Annotated in this window: 17 protein-coding genes and 1 pseudogene; 5 read left to right on the top strand and 13 right to left on the bottom strand. The window is 73.6% G+C overall.

Going from position 1 to position 21,378, the window contains the following annotated elements:
• Window positions 1–14 precede the first annotated feature (14 nt).
• The 3 genes from CR162_RS14610 to CR162_RS14600 all read right to left on the bottom strand — a co-directional run bounded on the left by CR162_RS14610 (window position 15) and on the right by CR162_RS14600 (window position 3,793).
• The gene (locus CR162_RS14610; protein ID WP_099096274.1) at window positions 15–938 is read right to left on the bottom strand and encodes a dihydrodipicolinate synthase family protein; all 924 of its coding nucleotides are present in this window, start codon (window positions 936–938) and stop codon (window positions 15–17) included.
• 231 nt (window positions 939–1,169) lie between these two features.
• Window positions 1,170–2,342, bottom strand: a complete 1,173-nt coding sequence (locus CR162_RS14605; protein WP_099096273.1) for a CaiB/BaiF CoA transferase family protein — start codon at window positions 2,340–2,342, stop codon at window positions 1,170–1,172.
• Window positions 2,343–2,407: 65 nt separating this feature from the next.
• On the bottom strand, window positions 2,408–3,793 hold the full coding sequence (locus CR162_RS14600; protein ID WP_245870379.1) for an ABC transporter substrate-binding protein: 1,386 nt from the start codon (window positions 3,791–3,793) through the stop codon (window positions 2,408–2,410).
• A 192-nt stretch (window positions 3,794–3,985) separates the two neighbouring features.
• On the opposite strand from CR162_RS14600, the gene CR162_RS14595 reads away from it, so the two are divergent.
• From CR162_RS14595 to CR162_RS14580, 4 genes are all read left to right on the top strand, one after another.
• The gene (locus CR162_RS14595; protein WP_099096271.1) at window positions 3,986–4,771 is read left to right on the top strand and encodes a GntR family transcriptional regulator; all 786 of its coding nucleotides are present in this window, start codon (window positions 3,986–3,988) and stop codon (window positions 4,769–4,771) included.
• Window positions 4,768–7,407 (top strand): aconitate hydratase AcnA, encoded by a 2,640-nt coding sequence (gene acnA / locus CR162_RS14590; RefSeq protein ID WP_099096270.1) that lies wholly within the window; start codon window positions 4,768–4,770, stop codon window positions 7,405–7,407. Before CR162_RS14595 ends, acnA begins: the two co-directional genes overlap by 4 nt.
• Entirely contained in the window at window positions 7,404–8,555 is a 1,152-nt protein-coding gene (locus tag CR162_RS14585) for a 2-methylaconitate cis-trans isomerase PrpF family protein (RefSeq protein WP_245870378.1), read from the top strand. The genes acnA and CR162_RS14585 overlap by 4 nt, the downstream gene beginning before the upstream one ends.
• A 91-nt stretch (window positions 8,556–8,646) precedes the next feature.
• Complete coding sequence (locus CR162_RS14580; RefSeq protein WP_099096269.1) at window positions 8,647–9,609, top strand: tripartite tricarboxylate transporter substrate binding protein; 963 nt, start codon at window positions 8,647–8,649, stop codon at window positions 9,607–9,609.
• 63 nt (window positions 9,610–9,672) lie between these two features.
• On the opposite strand, the gene CR162_RS14575 is transcribed toward CR162_RS14580, so the two are convergent.
• The 7 genes and pseudogenes from CR162_RS14575 to CR162_RS14545 all read right to left on the bottom strand — a co-directional run bounded on the left by CR162_RS14575 (window position 9,673) and on the right by CR162_RS14545 (window position 15,504).
• The gene (locus CR162_RS14575; protein ID WP_099096268.1) at window positions 9,673–10,443 is read right to left on the bottom strand and encodes an SDR family NAD(P)-dependent oxidoreductase; all 771 of its coding nucleotides are present in this window, start codon (window positions 10,441–10,443) and stop codon (window positions 9,673–9,675) included.
• Window positions 10,440–11,312 carry an HpcH/HpaI aldolase/citrate lyase family protein gene (locus CR162_RS14570; RefSeq protein WP_099096267.1) on the bottom strand — a complete coding sequence of 291 codons (873 nt, stop codon included), beginning with the start codon at window positions 11,310–11,312 and terminating at the stop codon, window positions 10,440–10,442. The genes CR162_RS14575 and CR162_RS14570 overlap by 4 nt, the downstream gene beginning before the upstream one ends.
• A complete protein-coding gene (locus CR162_RS14565; protein ID WP_099096266.1) occupies window positions 11,309–11,773 on the bottom strand; it encodes a MaoC family dehydratase in 465 nt (154 codons plus the stop codon). Before CR162_RS14565 ends, CR162_RS14570 begins: the two co-directional genes overlap by 4 nt.
• 18 nt (window positions 11,774–11,791) lie before the next feature.
• Window positions 11,792–12,958 carry an acyl-CoA dehydrogenase family protein gene (locus CR162_RS14560; protein ID WP_099096265.1) on the bottom strand — a complete coding sequence of 389 codons (1,167 nt, stop codon included), beginning with the start codon at window positions 12,956–12,958 and terminating at the stop codon, window positions 11,792–11,794.
• Window positions 12,958–14,018: pseudogene (locus tag CR162_RS14555) on the bottom strand (CaiB/BaiF CoA transferase family protein). Before CR162_RS14555 ends, CR162_RS14560 begins: the two are co-directional and overlap by 1 nt.
• Before the next feature lie 44 nt (window positions 14,019–14,062).
• Entirely contained in the window at window positions 14,063–15,100 is a 1,038-nt protein-coding gene (locus CR162_RS14550; protein WP_099096264.1) for a Bug family tripartite tricarboxylate transporter substrate binding protein, read from the bottom strand.
• Window positions 15,097–15,504, bottom strand: a complete 408-nt coding sequence (locus CR162_RS14545; protein WP_099096263.1) for a cupin domain-containing protein — start codon at window positions 15,502–15,504, stop codon at window positions 15,097–15,099. Before CR162_RS14545 ends, CR162_RS14550 begins: the two co-directional genes overlap by 4 nt.
• Before the next feature lie 108 nt (window positions 15,505–15,612).
• On the opposite strand from CR162_RS14545, the gene CR162_RS14540 reads away from it, so the two are divergent.
• Entirely contained in the window at window positions 15,613–16,584 is a 972-nt protein-coding gene (locus tag CR162_RS14540) for a LysR family transcriptional regulator (RefSeq protein WP_099096262.1), read from the top strand.
• On the opposite strand, the gene CR162_RS14535 is transcribed toward CR162_RS14540, so the two are convergent.
• The 3 genes from CR162_RS14535 to CR162_RS14525 are packed head-to-tail and all read right to left on the bottom strand — an operon-like array spanning window position 16,556 to window position 21,373.
• Window positions 16,556–18,583 (bottom strand): acetyl/propionyl/methylcrotonyl-CoA carboxylase subunit alpha, encoded by a 2,028-nt coding sequence (locus CR162_RS14535; protein ID WP_099096261.1) that lies wholly within the window; start codon window positions 18,581–18,583, stop codon window positions 16,556–16,558. The two genes, CR162_RS14540 and CR162_RS14535, sit on opposite strands and share 29 nt — an antisense overlap.
• An 11-nt stretch (window positions 18,584–18,594) precedes the next feature.
• Window positions 18,595–20,202 (bottom strand): carboxyl transferase domain-containing protein, encoded by a 1,608-nt coding sequence (locus CR162_RS14530; RefSeq protein ID WP_099096260.1) that lies wholly within the window; start codon window positions 20,200–20,202, stop codon window positions 18,595–18,597.
• A gap of 10 nt (window positions 20,203–20,212) precedes the next feature.
• Window positions 20,213–21,373, bottom strand: coding sequence for an isovaleryl-CoA dehydrogenase (locus CR162_RS14525; protein ID WP_099096259.1), 1,161 nt, complete (start codon window positions 21,371–21,373; stop codon window positions 20,213–20,215).
• Window positions 21,374–21,378 lie beyond the last annotated feature (5 nt).

Below are 21,378 nucleotides of genomic sequence, written 5' to 3'. Positions count from 1 at the left end.
CCCTCCCCGCGCGCTCAGCGGCCCCAGCGCAGCACCAGCGGGTCCAGCGCCCGCGCCGTCTCCAGCAGGCCCTCGCGCACCGCAGGGTGCATGGGCGCCACCGGATGGCGGGGCGCGTCGCAGGCGATGATGCCGCCGGCCCGCATCAGCGCCTTGGCCGCCAGCAGCCCCGCCTGCCGGTTCTCGTAGTTGATCAGCGGCAGCCAGCGGGCATAGCCGGCCATCGCCGCCTCGCGCCGCCCGGCGCGGTAATCCTCCAGGATGGGGCGGATGCCGTCCGGGTAGCCGCCGCCCGTCATGCTGCCCGTGGCCCCCGCCTCCAGGTCGGGAAAGAGGGTGATGGCCTCCTCCCCGTCCCACGGACCCTCGATGGCGTCGCCGCCGAGGGCGATCAGCTCGCGCAGCTTGGAGGCGGCGCCGGTGGTCTCGATCTTGAAGTAGGAGACCTGCTCGATCTCCCGCGCCATCCTCGCCAGGAAGGGCGCGGAAAGCGGCGTGCCGGCCACCGGCGCGTCCTGGATCATGATGGGGATGCCGATGGCGTCCGAGACGGCGCGGAAGAACGCCTCGATGCCCGCCTCGCCCACGCGGATGGTGGCGCCGTGGTAGGGCGGCATCACCATCACCATAGCGGCCCCCTGCGCCTCGGCGCGGCGGCTGCGCTCGGCGCAGACACGGGAGCTGAAATGCGTGGTGGTGACGATGACCGGCACGCGCCCCGCCACATGCGCCAGGATCGCCGCCGTCAGCACCTCGCGCTCCTCGTCGGACAGCACGAACTGCTCGGAGAAGTTGGCCAGGATGCACAGCCCGTCCGAGCCCGCGTCGATCATGAAATCGACGGCGCGGAGCTGGCCGGGCAGGTCCAGCGCGCCGGCCTCGTCGAAGATGGTGGGAACGACGGGGAACACGCCGCGATAGCGCGGGGGCTGGGGCATCTTGTCTTTCTCCCTGTCGGGAGGGGCGGAGAAGGAGCTTCTCCCGGACCCCCCCCGTCTTTTTCCTGCCACTGGTTGCCGAGCGGAACGGGACGCCGCCCCTGCCAGCCAGGAAGCCGAGGAGCGGCGCTCTGGCCGGGCCGGGGCACATGCTCCGACGAGGGCGCGCAGGGCCCGCGGCCCACCGGCGGCAGGGCGTGCCTGCCGTTGCCGCCGGGTGCAGGCGGCCGCTCAGGCCGGCTGCGCCACCCCGAACTCGGCGCGGATCGCGGCCGTGTGCTCGCCGATGGCCGGCACGGGGCCGAAGCTGGGGCTGGTCACCCCGTCATGGATGGCGGGCGGCGCGACGATGGAGGCCATGCCGCCCGGCGTGCCCACCTCGATCCGGCGCAGCGCCGGATGGTTCACCAGGTCCGCCACCTCGTTGACGAAGCCATAGGCGGTGCCGGCGGCATCCAGCCGCGCCGCCACCTCGGCACGGGTGAGCTGCCGGAACACGGCGGCGACGCGCCCGTCCACCGCCTCGCGGTTGGCCACGCGGGCATTGTTGCTCTCATAGCCCGGCTGCTTCGGCAGCTCCGGCTCCTGCATCACCGTGGCGCAGAATTTCTGCCATTCGCGCTCGTTCTGGATGGAGAAGAGCACCAGGGCGTTGTCGGCCGTCTCGAAGGCGCCATAGGGGCAGATGGAGGGGTGGGCGAGGCCCACGCGCTTCGGCGCCTTGCCGGTGCCCTCGAAATACAGCAGCGGCACGTTCATCCAGTCCGCCATGCCGTCGAACAGGCTGACCTCCAGCCGCCGCCCCTCGCCGGTGATGGAGCGGGCGATCAGCGCCTCCAGCACCGCCGCATAGGCCGACATGCCGCAGGCGATGTCGCAGGCCGAGACGCCGACGCGGCCGGGCCCGGCCGGATGGCCGGTGATGGCGGCGAGCCCGCTTTCCGCCTGCACCAGCAGGTCATAGGCCTTCATGTTGGCATAGGCGTTGCCGGTGCCGTAGCCGGAGATGTCCACTGTGACGAGGCGCGGGTAGCGCCGCCGCAGCTCCTCCGAGCCGAAGCCCGCGCGGGCGGCGGCGCCGGGGGCGAGGTTCTGGATGAACACATCCGCCTTTTCCAGCATCCGGTGCAGCAGCGCCGCGTCGTCGGCGGCCTTGATGTCGGCCACGAGGCTCTGCTTGCCGCGGTTGAGCCACACGAAGTAGCTCGACAGGCCATGCACGGCCGCGTCGTAGCCGCGCGCGAAATCGCCCTCCGGCCGCTCGATCTTGATCACCCGCGCCCCCGCATCGGCGAGGCGGGAGCTGCAATAGGGGGCGGCCACCGCCTGCTCCAGCGTCACCACCAGCAGGCCCTCGAGGGGCTTGCGTGAGGAGGCGCGGTCGGGTGCGGTCTGTGCAGTCATGACGGGGAGGGTTCCTGCTGTTGTCTCGAACGGTTCCGGGGGCGCGCCGCGCCCCCGGTGCTGCCTCAGCGGAAGGCGACGGGCTGCGGCATCTTCTCCAGCACGTCGGGCTTCAGCCCCTTCAGCCAGTCGGTGCTCTTCTGCCCCACCGGCGTCGTCACCGAGGCGGCGGGGAAGACCACCATGTCGGTCATCACCGCGAAGGGGTAGCGGTCGCTGTGCGTGGTGGTGCCGATGAGCTGGTCCTCCAGCCCCTGCCCGTCCTCGCGGATGGTGACGCTGCCGGTGAGCGAGGGGAAGGTGAGGCCGCGGAAGGCGGCGGTCAGCTCGGCATCGGTCGGCCACTGGCCGCCCTTGGCGGCGATCGCCTTCTCGTAGCCGGCCTTCATGGCGCTGACCGCCTGCGCCATGTGGTGCGTGGCGTAGATCGGGTAGCTGTTGAACCGCTTGCGGTAGTTCTCGGTGAAGTTCTTGAGCTTCTCCGCATCCGCCGGCGAGGGGTGCAGGAACCAGTGGTCGCCGCGCGCGCCGATGATGTGGCCGGCGGGCAGCGTCTTGCCCACGCGCTCCAGCGAGGATTCGGCCAGCGGCAGCACGAAGGTGCTGCGCTCGAACAGCTTCCGGTCCGCCGCCTGGCGGATGAAGGTGTCGAGGTCGCCGCCCCAGGAGGTGGAGAAGATCACGTCCGGCCGTAGCGCCAGCAGGCGGGTGATCTCGCTGGAGAAGTCCGTCGCGCCGAAGCGCGGGAACAGCTCGGCCGAGACGCGCACGCCGGGCTTCAGCGTGTTCATGCCGGTGCGCCAGATCTCCCAGGAATCGCGGCCCCAGGCATAGTCCTGGTTCACCACCGCGAGGCTGCGGAAGTCCGGCTTCATCTTCAGCAGGTAGAGCAGCGCCGCCAGAACTTCCGGCGTGGCGTTGGCCTGGGGGCGGTAGGCGTAGCTGTAGCTGCCATCCTCGAAGATGCGCTGGGTGCCGCAGTCCCACAGCAGGGTCGGGCGCTTCAGCTCGTCGGCGAGCGGCGCGCAGGCGAGGCAGTCCGCCGACGAGATGCCGGCGAAGATCATCTGCACGCCCTCGCTCTGCACCAGCCGCCGGTACTCGCCGACGAAGTGATCGACGCCCGGCCCCTCATCGACGAAGATCGGCCGCACCTTCACGCCGGCGATGCCGCCCGCGGCGTTCAGCTCGTCGAACAGCATGTCGGCCGCCTGGCGCGCCGGAACGCCGAACACGCTGGCCGGGCCCGACAGGTAGGTGGCGATGCCGAGCTTGATCTCCGCCGGCTTCTGCGCGGCGCCCTGGGCATGGACGGGGCGGCCGGCCAGCGCCAGGCCGCCGATGCCGAGCCCGCCCAGCAGCATGCCGCGCCGGGAAAGCGGGGCGGCCAGAGGGGCCGCGCCAGCGGCGGTAGCCGGGACAAAGTCCGTCCGGTCAGGCGATTTCCTCATGAACGATATCCTCCGGGTTCGGCCGTTTGATGGCTCTACCGCGACAGACTGGCATCAATCCGCCCTGCGGTCCATCGGATGGCGCGGCCGCACGGGGAGCTGGGGGCGGACCGTCAGGGCTAGCCTGAAGTGTCGACACAACGCGCATTTCATCTGTGACAGGCCGGCCCATCGTGCCATGATCGGCCGGAAATGGCCGGTTTTGTCGACACATTGGCGGAGGGCGCGCCGCCCCTGACGGAAGGGGCGCTGGCCCGGTCGCTGTTCCAGCGCCTCAGCGAGGCGATCATCCGCGGCGAGATCCCCCTCGGCGCCAAGCTGAGCGAGCCGGCGCTTTCCCGGCAATACGGCGTCAGCCGCGGCCCGCTGCGCGAGGCCCTGAACCGGCTGGAGGAGCGCCGGCTGGTGGAGCGCACGCCCCGGCTCGGCGCCCGCGTGGTCAGCCTCTCGGCCGAGACCTTCCGCCAGATCTATGGCGTGCGCGAGGCACTGGAGGGCCTGGCCGCGCGCGGCGCCGCCCTGGCCATGGGCGAGGCGGACCTCGCCCGGCTGCGCGCCATCCTCGCCCGCCAGGAGGCCAGCCTCGATGCCGGCGCCGGGCACGCCCCCAACGCGCTGGGGAGCATGGACGAGGATTTCCACGCCGCCATCGCCCGCGCGGCCGGCAACGGGCTGCTGATCGGCCTGCTGTGCGGCGACCTCTACCAGCAGCTCCGCCTTTACCGCTCGCAGCTCCGCAAGGTGGCGGGGCGCGGGCGCCGCGCCGTCACCGAGCACCGCCGCATCCTCGACGCCATCGAGGACCGCGACGCGGAGATGGCCGAGATGCAGATGCGCCGCCACATCGCCGCCTCCTATGCCGCGCTGGCGCCGCTGCTCGGCCCCCCGCCTGCCAACACCGCGCCTGCCAACACCGCCCCGGCCCCCTTCACTCCGGCCCCCGCCGCCCCTTCCGCGCCTGAGGACCCCTCGCGATGACCCCCTACCGCACCCTCCACGCGGACGGCCGCGCCCATGAGTATGTCGACCTGGTGGGCCGGGTGGGCGAGGCGAGGCTGCGCGCCCTGCCCTACAGCCTGCGCGTGCTGCTGGAGAACCTGCTGCGCCACGAGGATGGCGACACCGTCACCACGGCCGAGATCGACGCCGTGCTGGCCGCGGCCGATGGCGAGGCGCGCCCGGCCGACATCGCCTTCCGCCCCGCCCGCGTGCTGATGCAGGACTTCACCGGCATTCCCGGCCTGGTGGACCTCGCCGCGCTGCGCGATGTCTTTGCGGCGCGCGGCGGCGACCCGCGGCAGGTGAACCCCGGCATCCCCGTGGACCTGATCGTGGACCACTCGCTGATCGTCGACCACGCGGGGGCGCCGGACGCCATGGCGCGCAACGTGGCCAACGAATACCGCCGCAATGCCGAGCGCTACGCTTTTCTCCGCTGGGCGCAGGGGGCCTTCGCCAATCTGCGCGTGGCGCCGCCGGGGGGCGGCATCCTGCACCAGGTGAACCTGGAGCACCTGGCCCGCGTGGTCTGGACGCGGGAGGAGGCGGGCCGCACCCTCGCCTATCCGGACACGCTGGTGGGCACGGACAGCCACACCACCATGGTCAACGCGCTCGGCGTGCTGGGCTGGGGCGTGGGCGGCATCGAGGCGGAGGCGGCCATGCTGGGCCAGCCGCTGGTGTTCCGCCTGTCGGAGGTGGTGGGGGTGCGCCTTTCCGGCCGCCTGCCCGCCGGCACCACGGCCACCGACCTCGTGCTGGCGCTGACGGAGCGGCTGCGCGCCCTGGGCGTGGTGGAGAAGTTCGTCGAGTTCACCGGCCCGGCGCTGGAGGGCGCGCTGACGCTCGCCGACCGCGCCACCATCGCCAACATGGCGCCCGAATACGGCTCCACCTGCGGCTTCTTCCCCGTGGACCGCGTGACCATGGACTACCTCGCCGCCACGGGACGGGACGCGGCGCAGCTCGCGCTGGTGGAGGCCTGCTGCAAGGCGCAGGGGCTGTGGCGCGACCCGGAGGCGCCGGAGCCGCGCTTCGCGACGCTGGTGGAGTTCGACCTCGGCACGGTGGAGCCCTGCGCCGCCGGCCCGCGCCGCCCGCAGGACCGCGTGGCGCTGCCCGCCATTCCCGCCAGCCTCGCCGCCTTCTCGGACCGCGCGGCGGAGCATGGCTGGGAGGACGGCTTCGGCGATGGCGCGGTGGTGCTGGCCGCCATCACCTCCTGCACCAACACCTCCAACCCGGCGCTGATGGTGGGCGCCGGGCTGCTGGCGCGCCGCGCCGTGGCGCGCGGCCTCACGGTGCCGGGCTGGGTGAAGACCTCCCTCACCCCCGGCTCGCGCGTCGTCGCGCGCTACCTGGAAAGCAGCGGGCTGCAACGGGATCTCGACGCGCTGGGCTTCCACCTCACCGGCTTCGGCTGCGGCAGCTGCGGCGGCAATTCCGGCGCCCTGGCCGGGGAGGTGGCGGCGCGCATCCGCGACAAGGGGCTGGTGGCCTGCGCCGTGCTGTCCGGCAACCGCAACTTCGAGGGCCGCATCCACCCGCAGGCGCGGGCCGGCTACCTGATGTCGCCGCCGCTGGTGGTGGCCTACGCGCTCGCCGGCCGCGTGACGCGGGACCTGACGCGGGAGCCGCTGGGCCGGGACCGGGAGGGCCGCGCCGTCTTCCTGCACGAGTTGTGGCCGGAAGCGGCGGAGATCGAGGCCGTGCTGCGCGAGGCCGTCTCGCCCGGAACCTACCGGGCCGAATACGCCACGCTGTTCGCGGCCGATGCCGACTGGTCCGCCCTGCCCGGCCCGGCCGAGACCCGCTTCGCCTGGGATGCTGGCAGCACCTATATCCGCCGGCCCCCCTATTTCGACGCGCTGCCCGCCGCCGAGGCCGCGCCGCGCCTCGCCGGCGCGCGCCCGCTGCTGATCCTGGGGGATGGCATCACCACCGACCACATCTCGCCGGTCAGCGCCATTCCGCCGCACTCGCCCGCCGGGGAATTCCTGGCGGCGCACCAGGTGCCGCCGGGCGAGTTCAACGCCTATGGCGCGCGCCGCGCCAACCACGAGGTGATGATGCGCGGCGCCTTCGCCAACATCCGCCTCCGCAACGAGATGCTGCCGGGCCAGGAGGGCGGCCTGACCCGCCACGCGCCGAGCGGCGCGGTGCTGAGCGTCCATGACGCCGCGCTGCGCTACCGCGAGGAGGGCGTGCCGCTTGTGGTGGTGGCGGGGCGCGACTACGGCGCCGGCTCCTCGCGCGACTGGGCGGCGAAGGGGCCGGCGCTGCTCGGCGTGCGCGCCGTCATCGCCGAGAGCTTCGAGCGCATCCACCGCTCCAACCTCGTCAGCATGGGTATCCTGCCGCTGGAGTTCACCGGCGGCGCCACGCGCCTCAGCCTGGGGCTGGACGGCACGGAGCGCTTCGACATCGAGGCGCTGGACGAGCAGGCGCAGCCCGGTGCCCTGCTGCGCGCCACGCTGCACCGCGCCGACGGCCGGACGGAGATCCTGCCGCTGCGCTGCCGGCTGGACAGCGCCTACGACCGCCGGGTCTGGCGGGCGGGCGGCATATTGCCCTTCATGCTGCGTGCCCTGGTGGCGCGGGGGGTGGCGGCGTGAGGCGCCTGGCGCGCCTGCCGGCCGTCTACATGCGCGGCGGCACCAGCCGCGCCCTGTTCTTCCACCAGCGCGACCTGCCGGCCGACCGCGCCGCCTGGGACGCCATCTTCCTCGCCGCCCTCGGCAGCCCGGACCCCGGCGGGCGGCAGCTCGACGGCATGGGCGGCGGCATCTCCTCGCTCTCCAAGGTCGCGGTGGTCGGGCCTTCCAGCCGGCCGGACGCCGATGTGGACTACACCTTCGCCCAGGTGCAGGTGGATGCGCCGGTGGTGGGCTATCGCGGCAATTGCGGCAACATCTCCTCCGCCGTCGGCCCCTTCGCGGTGGAGGAAGGGCTGGTGCCCGCCACGGGCGGCGAAGCCACGGTGCGCATCCACAACACCAACACCGGCAAGATCATCGTCGCCAGCTTTCCGCTGGAGGACGGGCTGCCGAGGCTGGAGGGCGATTTCGCGCTGCAGGGCGTGGCCGGCACGGCGGCGCCCATCCGCCTCGCCTTCACCGCGCCGGGGGGCGCCGCCACGGGAAAGCTGCTGCCCACCGGGCAGGCGCTGGACCGGCTGGAGGTGCCCGGCCTCGGCGCGCTGGAAGCCTCGCTGGTGGATGCCGCCAACCCCGTGGTGTTCGTCGCCGCCGAGGCGCTCGGGCTGGAGGGGACGGAACGCCCCGCCGCCCTTTCCACGCCCCACCACATCGCGCGCTTCGAGGCGATCCGCGCCGCCGCCGCCCTGGCCATGGGCCTGGTGCACGATCTGGAGGAGGCGCGCACCCGGCTGCGCAACCTGCCGCAGGTGGCCCTCCTCGCCGCGCCGCGCGACGCCCCCGCCGCCGACGGCACCATCCTGCCGGCCGGCGGGATGGACCTGCTGGTGCGCATGGTCTCGGCCGGGCAGCCGCACAAGGCCACGCCGCTCACCGGCGCCATGTGCCTGGCCGTGGCGGCGCGCATTCCCGGCAGCCTGCCCCACCGCCTGGCCCGCCCGCGCGGCGCGGCGGAGGACCTGCGCGTGGCGCACCCCTCCGGTATCCTGCCGGTGACGGCGCGGACGCGGATGGAGGATGGCGCGCTGGTGGCGGAGGAGACGGTCGTCTACCGCACCGCGCGCCGGCTGATGGAGGGGACGGTGCTCTACCCCGCCTCCGGCTGAGGGGCGCGCCAGCCCGCACAACAGAGCCCGCACAACAGAGCCCACGCAACAGGGGCCGCCGAAGGCCCCGGCAAACAAGGAACGTCCCGTCATGCAACGCCGCCCCCTGCTGGCCGCAGCGGCCGCCCTGCCCTTCCTGGGCCTGGGCGCCCGCGCCCATGCCGCCGAGGTCATCCCCAGCCTCGCCATGTTCATCCCCGCCGCGCCGGGCGGCGGATGGGACGGGCTGGGCCGCGCCATCGAGCATGTCGGCGTCGGGGCCGGGCTGGTCGGGCGCTGCCAGTTCGAGAACCTGCCGGGCGGCGCCGGCACGGTGGGGCTCGCGCGCTTCATCACCAGCCGGCGCGGCCGCGCGGACAGCCTGTTCGTCTGCGGCGCCAGCGTGGTGGGCTCGGCCATCGCCAGCAAGTCGCCGGTCAGCCTGAAGGACGTGGTGCCCGTGGCGCGGCTGACCGAGGAGGCCGCCGTGATCGTGGTGCCCGCCAGCAGCGAGTTCCGCGACATCCGCCACTTCGCCGAGGCGCTGCGGCAGGAGCCGCGCGGCATCCCGATCGCGGGGGCCGGCGGCGGCACGGTGGACCATGTGGCGCTCGGCCTGCTGCTCCAGGCGCTGGGGCGCAAGCCGCTGGAGGCGCAGTTCGTGTCCTTCCCCGGCGGCGGCGCCACCCAGTCGGCGGTGATCGGCGCGCAGGTGAAGGCCGCGGTCGCCGGCTGGGGCGAGTTCTCCGAGCAGGTGGCGGCGGGCCGGGTGCGGGCGCTGGCCACCACGGGCGCGCGCCGCCTGCACCCGGACGTGCCGACGCTCCGCGAAAGCGGCTACGACGTCACCGCCACCAACTGGCGCGGCCTGTTCGCCGCTCCCGGCGTGGCCGAGGAGGCGCGGCGGCGCCTGGTGGCCTTCGCCGAGGCGCTGCACGCCACGCCGGCCTGGACCGAGACGCTGCGCAAGCGCGGCTGGGACGATGCCTTCCTCACCGGCGAGGCCTTCTCGGCCTTCATCGCCAAGGACCAGGCGGACACGGAGGGCGTGCTGAAGGCGCTGGGCCTCGCCTGAGGCGCGCGGGCGGGGCCGGCGCGCCTGCCCCGCCACGAGCCCGCCCTCAGTTCCGGCCTCCCCTCAGCTCCAGCCGCCATCGACGACGAATTCCTGCGCCGAGCACATGGCCGAGGCCGCCGAGGCCAGGAACAGCGCCATGTCCGCGACATGCGCCGGCCGCACGCGGCCGGCCAGCACCTGCCCGGCCTCGATCTCGCGCTCCGCCTCCGGCGTCACCCAGAGGGCGAGCTGCCGCTCCGTCATCACCCAGCCCGGCACCAGCGTGTTCACGCGGATGCCCTGCTTGCCATAGTCCCGCGCCAGGCCGCGCGTCAGCCCGTGCACCGAGGCCTTGGCCATGGTGTAGGCGGGCATGCCGCCCTGCCGCAGCTTCCAGCTCACCGAGCCGAAATTGACGATGGAGCCGCCGCCCGCCCGGCGCATCTGCGGCAGGATGGCCTGCGCCGCGAAGAAGAGCGGCCGCTGGTTGATGGCCATGCGGTCGTCCCAGTATTCCGGCGTCACCTCCTCCGGGCTGTGGCGCTCGTCGTTGGCGGCGTTGTTCAGCAGCACCGTGATGTCGCCATGCGCCTCCGCCGCGCGCGCGATGGCGGCGCGCAGCGCGGCGATGTCGCGGATGTCGCAGGGCAGGAACAGCGGCGGCGCGGCGCCGTCCAGCGAGGCCACCCTTTCCGCCAGGGCGCGGCTTTCCCTTTCCGCGATGTCGACGAAGGCGACGCGGCAGCCCTGCAGCGCGAAGGCCTCGGTCAGCGCCGCGCCGATGCCGCTGCCGCCGCCGGTGATGAAGACGCTGCGGCCTCTCAGGTCAGGATAGATGGCGTTGCGCGTCACGGCGTTCGCTCCGGCCCCTCCACGCTTTGCAGGATGCGCTGCGCCAGCCGCAGGTGCAGCCCTTCCACCATCCGCCCTTCCAGCGAAAGCACGCCCTGGCCAGGGTTTGCCGCGAAGGCCTCCACCACCGCGCGGGCCCAGCGCTGCCGCCCGGCATCGGGCGTGAAGGCGGCGTTGACCGGTGCGATCTGCGCCGGATGGATGCAGAGCTTGCCGGCGAAGCCGTCGCGCGCCGCCTCGGCCGCCTCGCGCGCCAGCCCCTCGGCGTCGCGCGGGTCGGGGTGGGGGGTGTCCAGCGCCGGCAGGCCGGCGGCGGCGGCGGCCAGCAGCATCGCCGCCCGCGCCTGCCGCACCGGCGCCGCATAGCCGCCCGCCGCGTCGCGCGGGGTGACGCCGATGTCGGAAGACAGGTCCTCCGCGCCGAAGCACAGCGCCCGCAGCCTGGGCGAGGCGCCACGATAATCGAGCCCGTGCAGCGAGGCCGCCGTTTCCGTCACCAGCGCCAGCACGGCGGTGCGGCCGGGCGGCTGGCCCGCGGCCACCTCCAGCGCCTCCAGATGGTGGTCGAGCGCCGCGATGTCGGCCGGGCCGGCGCATTTCGGCAGCATGATGGCGGCGGGAGCGCCGCGCACCACCGCCGCGAGGTCAGGCAGGTACCAGGGCGTGCCGCGCGCATTCACCCGCACCACCACCGGCCGGCCCGCCAGTTCCGGCAGCATCCCGGCGATGGCGGCGCGGGCGCCTTCCTTCGCCTCGGGGGCGACGGCGTCCTCCAGGTCCAGCACCACGCCATCGGCCGGGCCTTCCAGCGCCTTGGCGACCTTGCGGGGTGAATCGCCGGGGGCGAAGAGCAGGCTGCGCAGCCTCATGCCGCGCCCTCCGCCGGGCGGCGGCGCATCAGCGCGGCGCGCTCGCAGCTCGCCACCACCTCGCCGCGCTGGTTGTAGGCCTCGTGGCGCAGCGTGACGATGCCGGCATCGTCGCGCGAGCGGCTGGGGCGGGCGGAAACCACCACGCTGCGCACCCCGAGCGTGTCGCCCGCGAAGACCGGCACGGGGAAGCGCACATCCGTCATGCCGAGATTGGCGATGGCGGTGCCGTTGGTGGTGTTGTGCACGCTCATGCCGATCATCAGCCCGAGCGTCAGCAGCGAGTTCATCAGCGGCCGGCCGAACTCGCTGTCCTTCATGTACTCGGCGTCCAGGTGCAGCCGCGCCACGTTCATCGTCATGCCGCAGAACAGCACGTTGTCCGCATCCGTCAGGGTGCGCCGCCAGCCGGCGTCGATCTCCAGCCCCTCGGTCAGCTCCTCGAACCACAATCCGCTCATCGGTATGCTCCCTGCGCGTCAATAGGATTTCGGCAGCCCCAGCACCTTCTCGGCGATGAAGCAGAGGATGAGCTGCGGGCTGACGGGCGCGATGCGCGGGATCATCACCTCCCGCAGGTAGCGCTCCACATGGTATTCGCGGGCGTAGCCGAAGCCGCCATGGGTCATCACCGCCTGCTGGCAGGCCTTGAAGCCGGCCTCGGCGGCGAGGTACTTGGCGGCGTTGGCCTCGGCGCCGCAGGAGAGGCCCTGATCGTAGCGCCAGGCGGCCTGCAGGATCATCAGCCGCGCCGCCTGGAGCTCCATCCAGTTCGCCGCCAGCGGGTGCTGGATGGCCTGGTTCTGCCCGATCGGCCGGCCGAACACCTTCCGCTCCCGCGCATAGGCCGTGGCGCGCTCCAGCGCGACGAGGCCGAGGCCCACCGCCTCCGCCGCGATCAGGATGCGCTCCGGGTTCAGCCCGTGCAGGATGTACTCGAAGCCGCGCCCTTCCTCGCCGATGCGGTCCTCCTCCGGCACTTCCAGCCCGTCGAAGAACACCTCGTTGGAGTCCACCGCCTTGCGGCCCATCTTCTCGATCTCGCGCACCGAGACGCGGGCGCGGTCGAGCGTGGTGTAGAACAGGCTCAAGCCCTCGGTGCGCCGCTTCACCTGCTCGATCGGCGTGGTACGGGCCAGGATCAGCGCCTTCTCCGCCACCTGCGCGGTGGAAATCCAGATCTTCTGGCCATGGATGACGTAGCGGTCGCCCCGGCGCTCGGCGCGGGTGCGCAGGCGGGTGGTGTCGAGCCCCGCATCCGGCTCGGTGACGGCGAAGCAGGCCCGCTCCCGGCCCGCGATCAGCGGCGGCAGCATGCGCCGCTTCTGCGCTTCCGTGCCGAACACCACCACCGGGTTGAGGCCGAAGATGTTCATGTGCACGGCCGAGGCGCCGCTCATGCCGGCGCCGGATTGCGAGATGGCCTGCATCATGATGGCCGCCTCGGTGATGCCGAGGCCGGCGCCGCCATATTCCTCCGGCATGCAGATGCCGAGCCAGCCATCCCGCGCCATGGCCTCGTAGAATTCCTGCGGGAAGCCGCCCTCGCGGTCATGCCTCAGCCAGTATTCGTCGCCGAAGCCGGCGCAGATGCGGGCGACGGCATCGCGCACCGCCTCCTGCGCCTCGGTCAGATTGAAGTCCATCACTCAGCCTTTCTTGGCGGATTCGGGGCGGGATGCAGCCAGGCGGCGGGCGCCGCGGGGTCCAAGGGCGGCGGCGGGCCGGGCGCGCGGGGCGGCGTTTCCGACCAGCGGCCGAGCGGCGCGGGGCTGCGCAGCACCCGCCCGTCCGGCATGTCCACGCGCCGCCAGAAGCCGGTGGCCTCCAGATGCGGGTCCGCCAGCAGGCCCTCGATGTCGTTGACCGGCGCGGCGGGAATGTCGGCGGCGGACAGGCGCTCCATCCATTCCGCCGTGCCGCCCTCGCGCAGCGCCTCGGCCACCCGGCCATAGGCGTGGTCGATATGGGCCTGCCGCGCCGCCGGGGTGGCGAGGCGCGGGTCCTCCGCCAGCTCCGCCTCGCGCCCCAGCAGGGCGAAGAAGCGGCGCCAGTGGGCATCGGTGTAGAGCAGCACCGCGATCCACCCGTCGGCGGTGCGGTAGGGGCGGCGCTGCGGCGACATCAGGCGCGCGTAATGCGGGCCGCCCTCGGGCGGGTCGAAGCTCAGCCCGCCCAGATGGTCGCCCGCCACGAGGTCGGCGAATGTCTCGAACATCGGCACCTCGACCTCCTGGGCGATGCCGGTGCGCTCGCGGCAGTTCAGCGCCGCCATCACGGCGAAGGCGAGGTGCGCGCCCACCACGCGGTCCGCCAGGGTCAGCGGCACATAGGCCGGGTCTCCCCCGCGCGCCGCGCCGATGGTGGCGGCGAGCCCACCCGCCGCCTGGATCAGGTCGTCATAGGCCGGGCGCGCGGCATAGGGGCCGCCCGCGCCATAGCCATAGGCGCAGGCGCAGGCGCAGGCGCAGGCGCAGGCGCAGGCGCAGGCGACGATCAGGCGGGGGTTGAGCGCCGCCAGGTCGCGCAGCGTCGCCCTGCCCGCGGCCGACTTCAGGTCCAGCACCACGCCGCGCTTGCCGCGGTTCAGGTGGGCGAACATGGCGCCCCCTGCCCCGCGCGGCGCAGCACGTCGCCTTCCGGCGGCTCGACCTTCAGCACCTCGGCGCCGAGATCGGCCAGCAGCCGCGTGGCATAGGGCCCCATCACCACGGTGCTGGCATCCAGCACCCGGAGCCCGGCGAGAGCCGTCATTCCTTCTCGATCCCCGCCGCCTCGATCATCTCGCGCCACTTCACCAGCTCGGCGCGCACAAAGGCGTCGAGCGTCTCGGGCGGGCCGGAGAAGGCCTCGAAGCCGATGGCGGCGAAGCGGCGCTGCACCTCCGGCCGCGCCAGCACGCCGCGGATGGCGGCGTTGAGGGTGGCCACCACCGGCCCCGGCAACCCCGCTGGGCCGAACACGCCGTTCCAGGAGGTGATGTCGAAGCCCTCCAGCCCGGCTTCCGCCATGGAGGGGATGCCAGGCATCAGCGCCGAGCGCTCCCGGGTGCTCATCGCCAGCGCGCGCAGCTTGCCGGACTGCACATGCGGCAGCCCGGCCGCGAGATCGACGAACATGCCGGTGACGCGGCCGGCCATCACGTCCGTCATGGCGGTGGGCGTGCTGCGGTAGGGGACGTGCAGCATCTCCACGCCCCCCATTCGCGCCATGGTGGCGCCGGCGACGATGCCGGTGCTGTTGCCGCTGGCATAGGAGAGCTGGCCGGGCTGGCGCCGCGCCAGCTCCAGCAGCTCCTTCACGCTGCGGGCCGGCACCTGCTCCCCCACCACCAGCATGAAGGGCAGGTTGCCCATGCGCGCGATGGGCGTGAAGTCGGCCACCGGATCGTAGTCGATCCGCTTCATCAGCGAGGGATTGGCGGAATGGGTGGTGTTGGTGGTCATGAACAGCGTGGTGCCGTCCGGCGCGGCGCGCGCTGCCACCATGGCGGCCAGGGTACCGTTGGCGCCGGCGCGGTTGTCCACCATCACCGGCACCTCCAGCACCGGCCCCAGCAGCTCGGCCAGGATGCGCGCCACGGCATCGGTGCCGCTGCCGCCGGCGAAGGGGACCACCAGCGTGACCGGGCGGGGCGGCTTCCATTCCGCCGCCCGGGCGGGGCGCAGGAGGGCGGGCAGCAGGGGCAGCGCCGCAGCGGCTGCGAGCAGCCCCCGCCGGCCGGTTTGGGGGCGGCCTGCCTTGGAGCGGCCTGCCTTGGGGCAACCCGTCGCGGGCGCGCCGCTCATGCGTGCCCCCCCGCGTGGCGGACCACCTTGGCCGGGTCCTCGCCATAGGGCGGCGAATAGATCACCAGAACCTTCACCGGCTCCTCGCTCACCACGGTGAAGACGTGCTCGGCGCCGGCGGGAAAGAAGCACATCTCGCCCGGCCCGATCTCGCGGCTCTGGCCGCCCACCTCGGCGCGGGCGCGGCCCGCCAGGATGTAGCAGGCCTGCTCCATGCCCGGATGCGCGTGCGGCAGCGCGCCCTGCCCGCCCTCGATGGTGCCGAGCAGCACCTCCATCGTCGTGGCGCCCACCGTCTCGGGGCAGATCAGCCGGCGGTTCAGCGTGCCGGTGTGGTTGGCGGGGCTGTAGCCGGGCACATCCTCCGGCCGCACGAAATAGCTGCGCTGCTGGATCTCGGACATCGCTTCCTCCTGGCGCCGGGCTTGCCGCCGGCTGCTGTGGCCGAAATTGCGGACCCGCGCCGCCCATAAATCAATTGAAATTTTTTGCGACCCCGATAGTGGATCCTTATGACCGTGACCCTGAAGGGCCTCCGCGCCTTCAGCAGCGTGGCGCGCCTCGGCAGCTTCACCCGGGCGGCCGGGTTGCTGCACATCACCCAGCCGGCGCTGACGGTGCAGATCCGCCAGCTCGAGGCGGCGCTCGGCCTGCGCCTGCTGGACCGCACGCCGCATGGCGCCGAGCCCACCGCCGCCGGGCGGGAGCTGGCGCGCAGCCTGGAGCCGCTGCTGCGCGAGCTGGACCAGACGGTGAGCAGCCTGCAGGACCTGGCCGCGCGCCGGCGCGGCGCGGCGCGGCTGGCGGCGCTGCCTTCCGTGGCCTCGGGCCTGCTGCCGCCCGCCATGGCGCGGCTGCGCGCCACCCATCCCGAGCTGCATGTGCGGCTGCACGAGGCGGTGACCGGGCAGATCTACGAGATGGTGCGCGCCGGGCAGGTGGATCTCGGCATCGCGACCGACCTGAAGCCGGGCGGGGAGCTGACCGTGGACCCGCTGTTCCGCGACCAGATCCTCGCCCTGCTGCCGCCCGATCATCCGCTGGCGGAGCGGAAGGCCATACCGCTGGCGCTGCTGGCGGGCGAGCGGCTGCTGCTGCTGGAGCCCGACAGCAGCATCCGCCGCCTGGTGGACGACGCCTTCGCCCGCGAGGGCCGGATGGTCACGCCCGCGCAGGAGGCGGTGCACAGCGGCACGCTGGTGGGCATGGCGCAGGCCGGCCTCGGCATCGCCCTGCTGCCCTCCACCGCGGCCGAGCTGCGCATGGCGCCGGAACTCGCGGCACGGCCCCTGGGGCCGCCCGGCATCCACCGCATGGTGGGGCTGGTGCGGCGCGGCGGCCGCTCCCTGCCGCCGGCGGCCGAGGCGCTGGCGGAGGCGCTCCGGGCCGAGGCCGCCCTGCTCGCGCCGCCGCCCCGCCGCCCTCCCAACCCGCCGCTCCGCCGCGCCGCCCGGCTCAGCCCGCCTCCGCGCCGCGCAGGCTGACGAGCTCCGCCCCTTCCTCCACCATCTCGCCCACCGCGCAGCGCACCGCCTCCACCACGCCATCCAGCGGGGCGCGCAGCACCAGCTCCATCTTCATCGCCTCGATCACCGCCAGTGGCGCGCCCTTCGCCACCCGCTCGCCCGGCCGCGCGAGGAGCTGCGCCACCCGGCCCGGGATGGGCGCGCGGAGATGGTCCTGGGCCCCGCCCTCCGCGCGCGGCGCGGCCAGCGGGTCCTCCCAGCTCAGCCGGTGGTCGCGCCCGTCCAGCGTCACGGTGAGCGCCCGGTCCTGGCGCAGCACCCGCAGGCGCCGCCACACCCCGTCCATCAGCAGGCGCTGGCCCGCCTCCGCATCCTCCGCCAGCGCGGCCCGGACGCTTCCGCCCACGGGCAGGAGGAGGCGGAAGCCCCCCTCCGGCAGCGGCGCCGCCCGCACCGTGGCGGGCGGCCCTTCCCCCGCCCGCAGGATCAGCGCCTGTTCCCCCGTGCCGTTCATCCGCCACGCATCGGCCACCGCCCAGGGCGAGCAGGGATCGGCCGAGGCGCGCGCCTGCGCGGCGGCCTCCTCCTCCAGCGCCCGCAGCACCGCGAGGGCGGCGGCGGCCCAGATGGCGGGGCCCGCCTCCTCCTCGGCCGCGGGCAGCAGCGCGGCGGCGTGGCGGGCGATGAAGCCCGTATCCAGCGCCGCGGCGGCGAAGGCGGGATGCGCGGCGATGGCGCGCAACAGGCCGAGATTGGTCCGCGGCCCGGACACCTCGTATTCCGCCAGGGCGGCCCGGAGCTGCCGCAGGGCGGCCGCGCGGTCCTCGCCCCAGACGACCAGCTTGGCGATCATCGGGTCGTAATGCGGGGTGATGGCGTCGCCCTCCCGCACGCCCGTGTCCACCCGCACGCGCCCGGGCACCGGCACGGGCTGCCGCAGGTGCCGCAGCACGCCCGTGGCGGGCAGGAAGCCCCGCGCGGGGTCCTCGGCGTAAAGCCGCGCCTCGATGGCGTGGCCCCGCAGGCCGGGCCGCATGGCGGGCAGGGGCTCGCCGGACGCCACGCGGATCTGCCACTCCACCAGGTCGAGCCCCGTGACCATCTCCGTCACCGGGTGCTCGACCTGCAGGCGGGTGTTCATCTCCATGAAGAAGAAGGCCCCGTCCTCGGCGATGAACTCCACCGTGCCGGCGCCGACATAGCCCACCGCCCGCGCGGCGGCGATGGCGGCCTCGCCCATGGCCTGCCGGCGCGCCGGGTCCATGCCGGGCGCCGGCGCCTCCTCGATCACCTTCTGGTGGCGCCGCTGGATCGAGCAGTCGCGCTCGAACAGGGAGACGGTGTTGCCGTGCCGGTCGGCGAAGACCTGGATCTCGATGTGGCGGGGGCGGGAGAGGTATCTCTCGATCAGCAGCCGGCCGTCGCCGAAGGCGGCCAGGGCCTCCCGCCTCGCGCCGCCGAGGGCATCGGCCAGCCCCTCCGGCGCCTCCACCACCCGCATCCCCTTGCCGCCGCCGCCGGCCGAGGCCTTGACCAGCACGGGGTAGCCGATCTCCGCCGCCGCCGCCGCCAGCCGCTCCAGCGACTGGTCCGCTCCGTGATAGCCGGGCACCAGCGGCACCCCCGCCCGTCCCATCAGCGCCTTGGCCCCGGCCTTGGAACCCATGGCGCGGATGGCCGCGGCCGGCGGGCCGATGAAGACGAGGCCCGCCGCCGCGCAGGCCGCCGCGAAGTCGGCGTTCTCCGACAGGAAGCCATAGCCGGGATGCACCGCCTCGGCGCCGGAGCGCCGGGCGGCGTCGAGGATCGCCGGCACGGAAAGGTAGCTCTCCCGCGCCGGCGCGGCACCGACCGGCCAGGCCTCGTCGGCCATTGACACGTGCCGCGCCCGGGCATCGGCCTCGGAATAGACGGCCACGGTGGCGATGCCCATGCGCCGGGCGGTGGCCATGACGCGGCAGGCGATCTCGCCCCGGTTGGCGACGAGGATCTTGCGGAATGGCGGGGTGGCGTCCATCGGCCCTTCCCTCACATCCGGAACAGGCCGAAGCGCGTCGGCGGAATGGGCGCGTTCAGGCTGGCGGACAGGGCCAGCGCCAGGACGCGCCGCGTGTCGGCCGGGTCGATCACCCCGTCGTCCCAGAGCCGGGCGCTGGCGTAGTAGGGATGGCCCTGCGCCTCGTAGCGCTCGCGGATGGGCGCCTTGAAGGCCTCCTCCTCCCCCGCCGTCCACTGGCCGCCCCGGGCCTCGATGCCGTCGCGCCGCACCGTGGCCAGCACGGCCGCCGCCTGCTCGCCGCCCATGACGCCGATGCGGGCATTGGGCCACATCCACAGGAAGCGGGGCGAATAGGCGCGGCCGCACATGCCGTAATTGCCGGCGCCGAAGCTGCCGCCGATGATGACGGTGAATTTCGGCACCGCCGCCGTGGCCACGGCGGTGACCATCTTGGCGCCGTCCCTGGCGATGCCGCCCGCCTCGTATTTCCGCCCGACCATGAAGCCGGTGATGTTCTGCAGGAAGATGAGCGGGATGCCGCGCTGCGCGCACAACTCGATGAAATGCGCGCCCTTGCGCGCGCTTTCCGAGAACAGGATGCCGTTGTTGGCGACGATGCCCACCGGATATCCCCAGAGATGCGCGAAGCCGCAGACCAGGGTGGGGCCATGGAGCCGCTTGAACTCGTCGAAGGCGCTGTCGTCCACCAGCCGCGCGATCACCTCGCGCACCTCGAAGGGCGTGCGGCGGTCGGCGGGGACCAGGGCGTGGAGCTCCTCCGCCGCATGGCGCGGCGGCAGGGGCGTGCGCAGCGGCAGCGGCGCGCGCGGCGCGTGGCCGAGGCCGGCGACGATCCGGCGGGCGATGCCCAGCGCATGCGCGTCGTTCTCCGCCAGGTGGTCGGTCACGCCGGAGACGCGGCTGTGCAGCTCGGCGCCCCCCAGCTCCTCGGCGGAGACCACCTCGCCCGTGGCCGCCTTCACCAGCGGCGGGCCGGCGAGGAAGATGGTGCCCTGCCCACGCACGATGATGCTCTCGTCGCACATCGCCGGCACATAGGCGCCGCCCGCGGTGCAGGAGCCCATGACCACGGCAATCTGCGCGATGCCCTGCGCCGACATGTTGGCCTGGTTGTAGAAGATGCGTCCGAAATGGTCACGCCCGGGAAACACCTCGTCCTGGCTCGGCAGGTGGGCGCCGCCCGAATCCACGAGGTACAGGCAGGGCAGGCGGTTCGCTTCCGCGATCTCCTGCGCCCGCAGGTGCTTCTGCACCGTCAGGGGGAAGTAGGTGCCGCCCTTCACCGTGGCGTCGTTGGCCACGACCATGCATTCGCGCCCCGCCACGCGGCCGATGCCGGCGACGAGCCCGGCCGCCGGGACCTCGCCGCCATACAGGCCATGCGCCGCGAGCTGGCCGATCTCCAGGAAGGGCGAAAGCGGGTCCAGCAGCGCGCGGACGCGGTCGCGCGGCAGCAGCTTGCCGCGCGCGAGGTGCCGTGCGCGCGCCGCCTCGCCGCCGCCCTGGCGTATCCGCTCCACGGTCGCCCGCAGATCGGCCACCAGGGCGCGCGAGGCCTCGGCGTTGCGCAGCGCGTCGGGCGCGCGGAGGTCCAGCTCCGTCTCGAGGATCGGCATGGCGGCGCCCTCAGGCCGTCTCGGCGAACAATTCGCGGCCGATCAGCATGCGGCGGATCTCGCTGGTGCCGGCGCCGATCTCGTAGAGCTTGGCGTCCCGCAGCAGCCGCCCCGTGGGATAGTCGTTGATGTAGCCATTGCCGCCGAGGCACTGGATCGCCTCCAGCGCCATCCAGGTCGCGCGCTCGGCGGCGAAGAGGATGGCGCCGGCGGCGTCCTTGCGCGTGGTCCGGCCCTGGTCGCAGGCGCGCGCCACGGCATAGACATAGGCGCGGGCGGCATTCGTCACCGTGTACATGTCGGCCAGCTTGCCCTGCATGAGCTGGAACTCGCCGATCGGGCGGCCGAACTGGCGCCGGTCATGCACATAGGGCAGCACGACGTCGAGGCAGGCGCGCATGATGCCGGTGGGGCCGGCGGCCAGCACGGCGCGCTCGTAGTCGAGGCCGCTCATCAGCACGTTCACGCCCCGTCCCTCGGCGCCCAGCACGTTCTCCGCCGGCACCGCGCAATCCTCGAAGACCAGCTCGCAGGTGTTGGAGCCGCGCATGCCGAGCTTGTCCAGCTTCCGCCCCGTGGAGAAGCCGGCGAAGCCCTTCTCGACAAGGAAGGCGGTGATGCCGCGCGGCCCGGCCTCGGGCTCCGTCCTGGCATAGACCACCAGCACGTCGGCATCCGGCCCGTTGGTGATCCACATCTTCCGGCCATCGAGGATGTAGCGGTCTCCCTGGCGCCGGGCGCGGCAGCGCATGCCCACCACGTCCGAGCCCGCCTCCGGCTCGCTCATCGCCAGCGCGCCGACATGCTCGCCCGCGATCAGGCGCGGCAGGTAGCGGCGCTTCTGCGCCTCGCTGCCGTTCCGGCTGATCTGGTTGACGCAGAGGTTGGAATGCGCGCCATAGGACAGCGCCACGCTGGCCGAGGCGCGGCTCAGCTCCTCCATCGCCACGCAATGCTCCAGATAGCCCATGGCGGCGCCGCCATATTCCTCCGGCGCGGTGATGCCGAGCAGCCCCAGCGCGCCCATCTTGCGCCAGAGATCCATCGGGAACGCGTTGCCGCGGTCGATCTCCGCGGCACGCGGGGCGACCTCCGCGGCGGCGAAGGCCACGACCTGCTCGCGCAGCGCGTCCGCCGTCTCGCCCAGGCCGAAATCCAGTCCGGTCATCATCTGCC

Origin of the sequence: Teichococcus rhizosphaerae, from assembly GCF_002631185.1 — a bacterium.
GTDB classification, from domain to species: Bacteria; Pseudomonadota; Alphaproteobacteria; order Acetobacterales; family Acetobacteraceae; genus Pseudoroseomonas; species Pseudoroseomonas rhizosphaerae.
This window is presented reverse-complemented; position numbering and strand designations above follow the sequence as displayed.

Bases quoted from the DNA above. Each gene is read 5' to 3' on its own strand.
- CR162_RS14610 (WP_099096274.1), bottom strand. From the start codon at position 938: ATGCCCCAGCCCCCGCGCTATCGCGGCGTGTTCCCCGTCGTTCCCACC.
- CR162_RS14605 (WP_099096273.1), bottom strand. From the start codon at position 2,342: ATGACTGCACAGACCGCACCCGACCGCGCCTCCTCACGCAAGCCCCTC.
- CR162_RS14600 (WP_245870379.1), bottom strand. From the start codon at position 3,793: ATGAGGAAATCGCCTGACCGGACGGACTTTGTCCCGGCTACCGCCGCT.
- CR162_RS14595 (WP_099096271.1), top strand. From the start codon at position 3,986: ATGGCCGGTTTTGTCGACACATTGGCGGAGGGCGCGCCGCCCCTGACG.
- acnA (WP_099096270.1), top strand. From the start codon at position 4,768: ATGACCCCCTACCGCACCCTCCACGCGGACGGCCGCGCCCATGAGTAT.
- CR162_RS14580 (WP_099096269.1), top strand. From the start codon at position 8,647: ATGCAACGCCGCCCCCTGCTGGCCGCAGCGGCCGCCCTGCCCTTCCTG.
- CR162_RS14570 (WP_099096267.1), bottom strand. From the start codon at position 11,312: ATGAGGCTGCGCAGCCTGCTCTTCGCCCCCGGCGATTCACCCCGCAAG.
- CR162_RS14565 (WP_099096266.1), bottom strand. From the start codon at position 11,773: ATGAGCGGATTGTGGTTCGAGGAGCTGACCGAGGGGCTGGAGATCGAC.
- CR162_RS14560 (WP_099096265.1), bottom strand. From the start codon at position 12,958: ATGGACTTCAATCTGACCGAGGCGCAGGAGGCGGTGCGCGATGCCGTC.
- CR162_RS14550 (WP_099096264.1), bottom strand. From the start codon at position 15,100: ATGAGCGGCGCGCCCGCGACGGGTTGCCCCAAGGCAGGCCGCTCCAAG.
- CR162_RS14545 (WP_099096263.1), bottom strand. From the start codon at position 15,504: ATGTCCGAGATCCAGCAGCGCAGCTATTTCGTGCGGCCGGAGGATGTG.
- CR162_RS14540 (WP_099096262.1), top strand. From the start codon at position 15,613: ATGACCGTGACCCTGAAGGGCCTCCGCGCCTTCAGCAGCGTGGCGCGC.
- CR162_RS14535 (WP_099096261.1), bottom strand. From the start codon at position 18,583: ATGGACGCCACCCCGCCATTCCGCAAGATCCTCGTCGCCAACCGGGGC.
- CR162_RS14530 (WP_099096260.1), bottom strand. From the start codon at position 20,202: ATGCCGATCCTCGAGACGGAGCTGGACCTCCGCGCGCCCGACGCGCTG.
- CR162_RS14525 (WP_099096259.1), bottom strand. From the start codon at position 21,373: ATGATGACCGGACTGGATTTCGGCCTGGGCGAGACGGCGGACGCGCTG.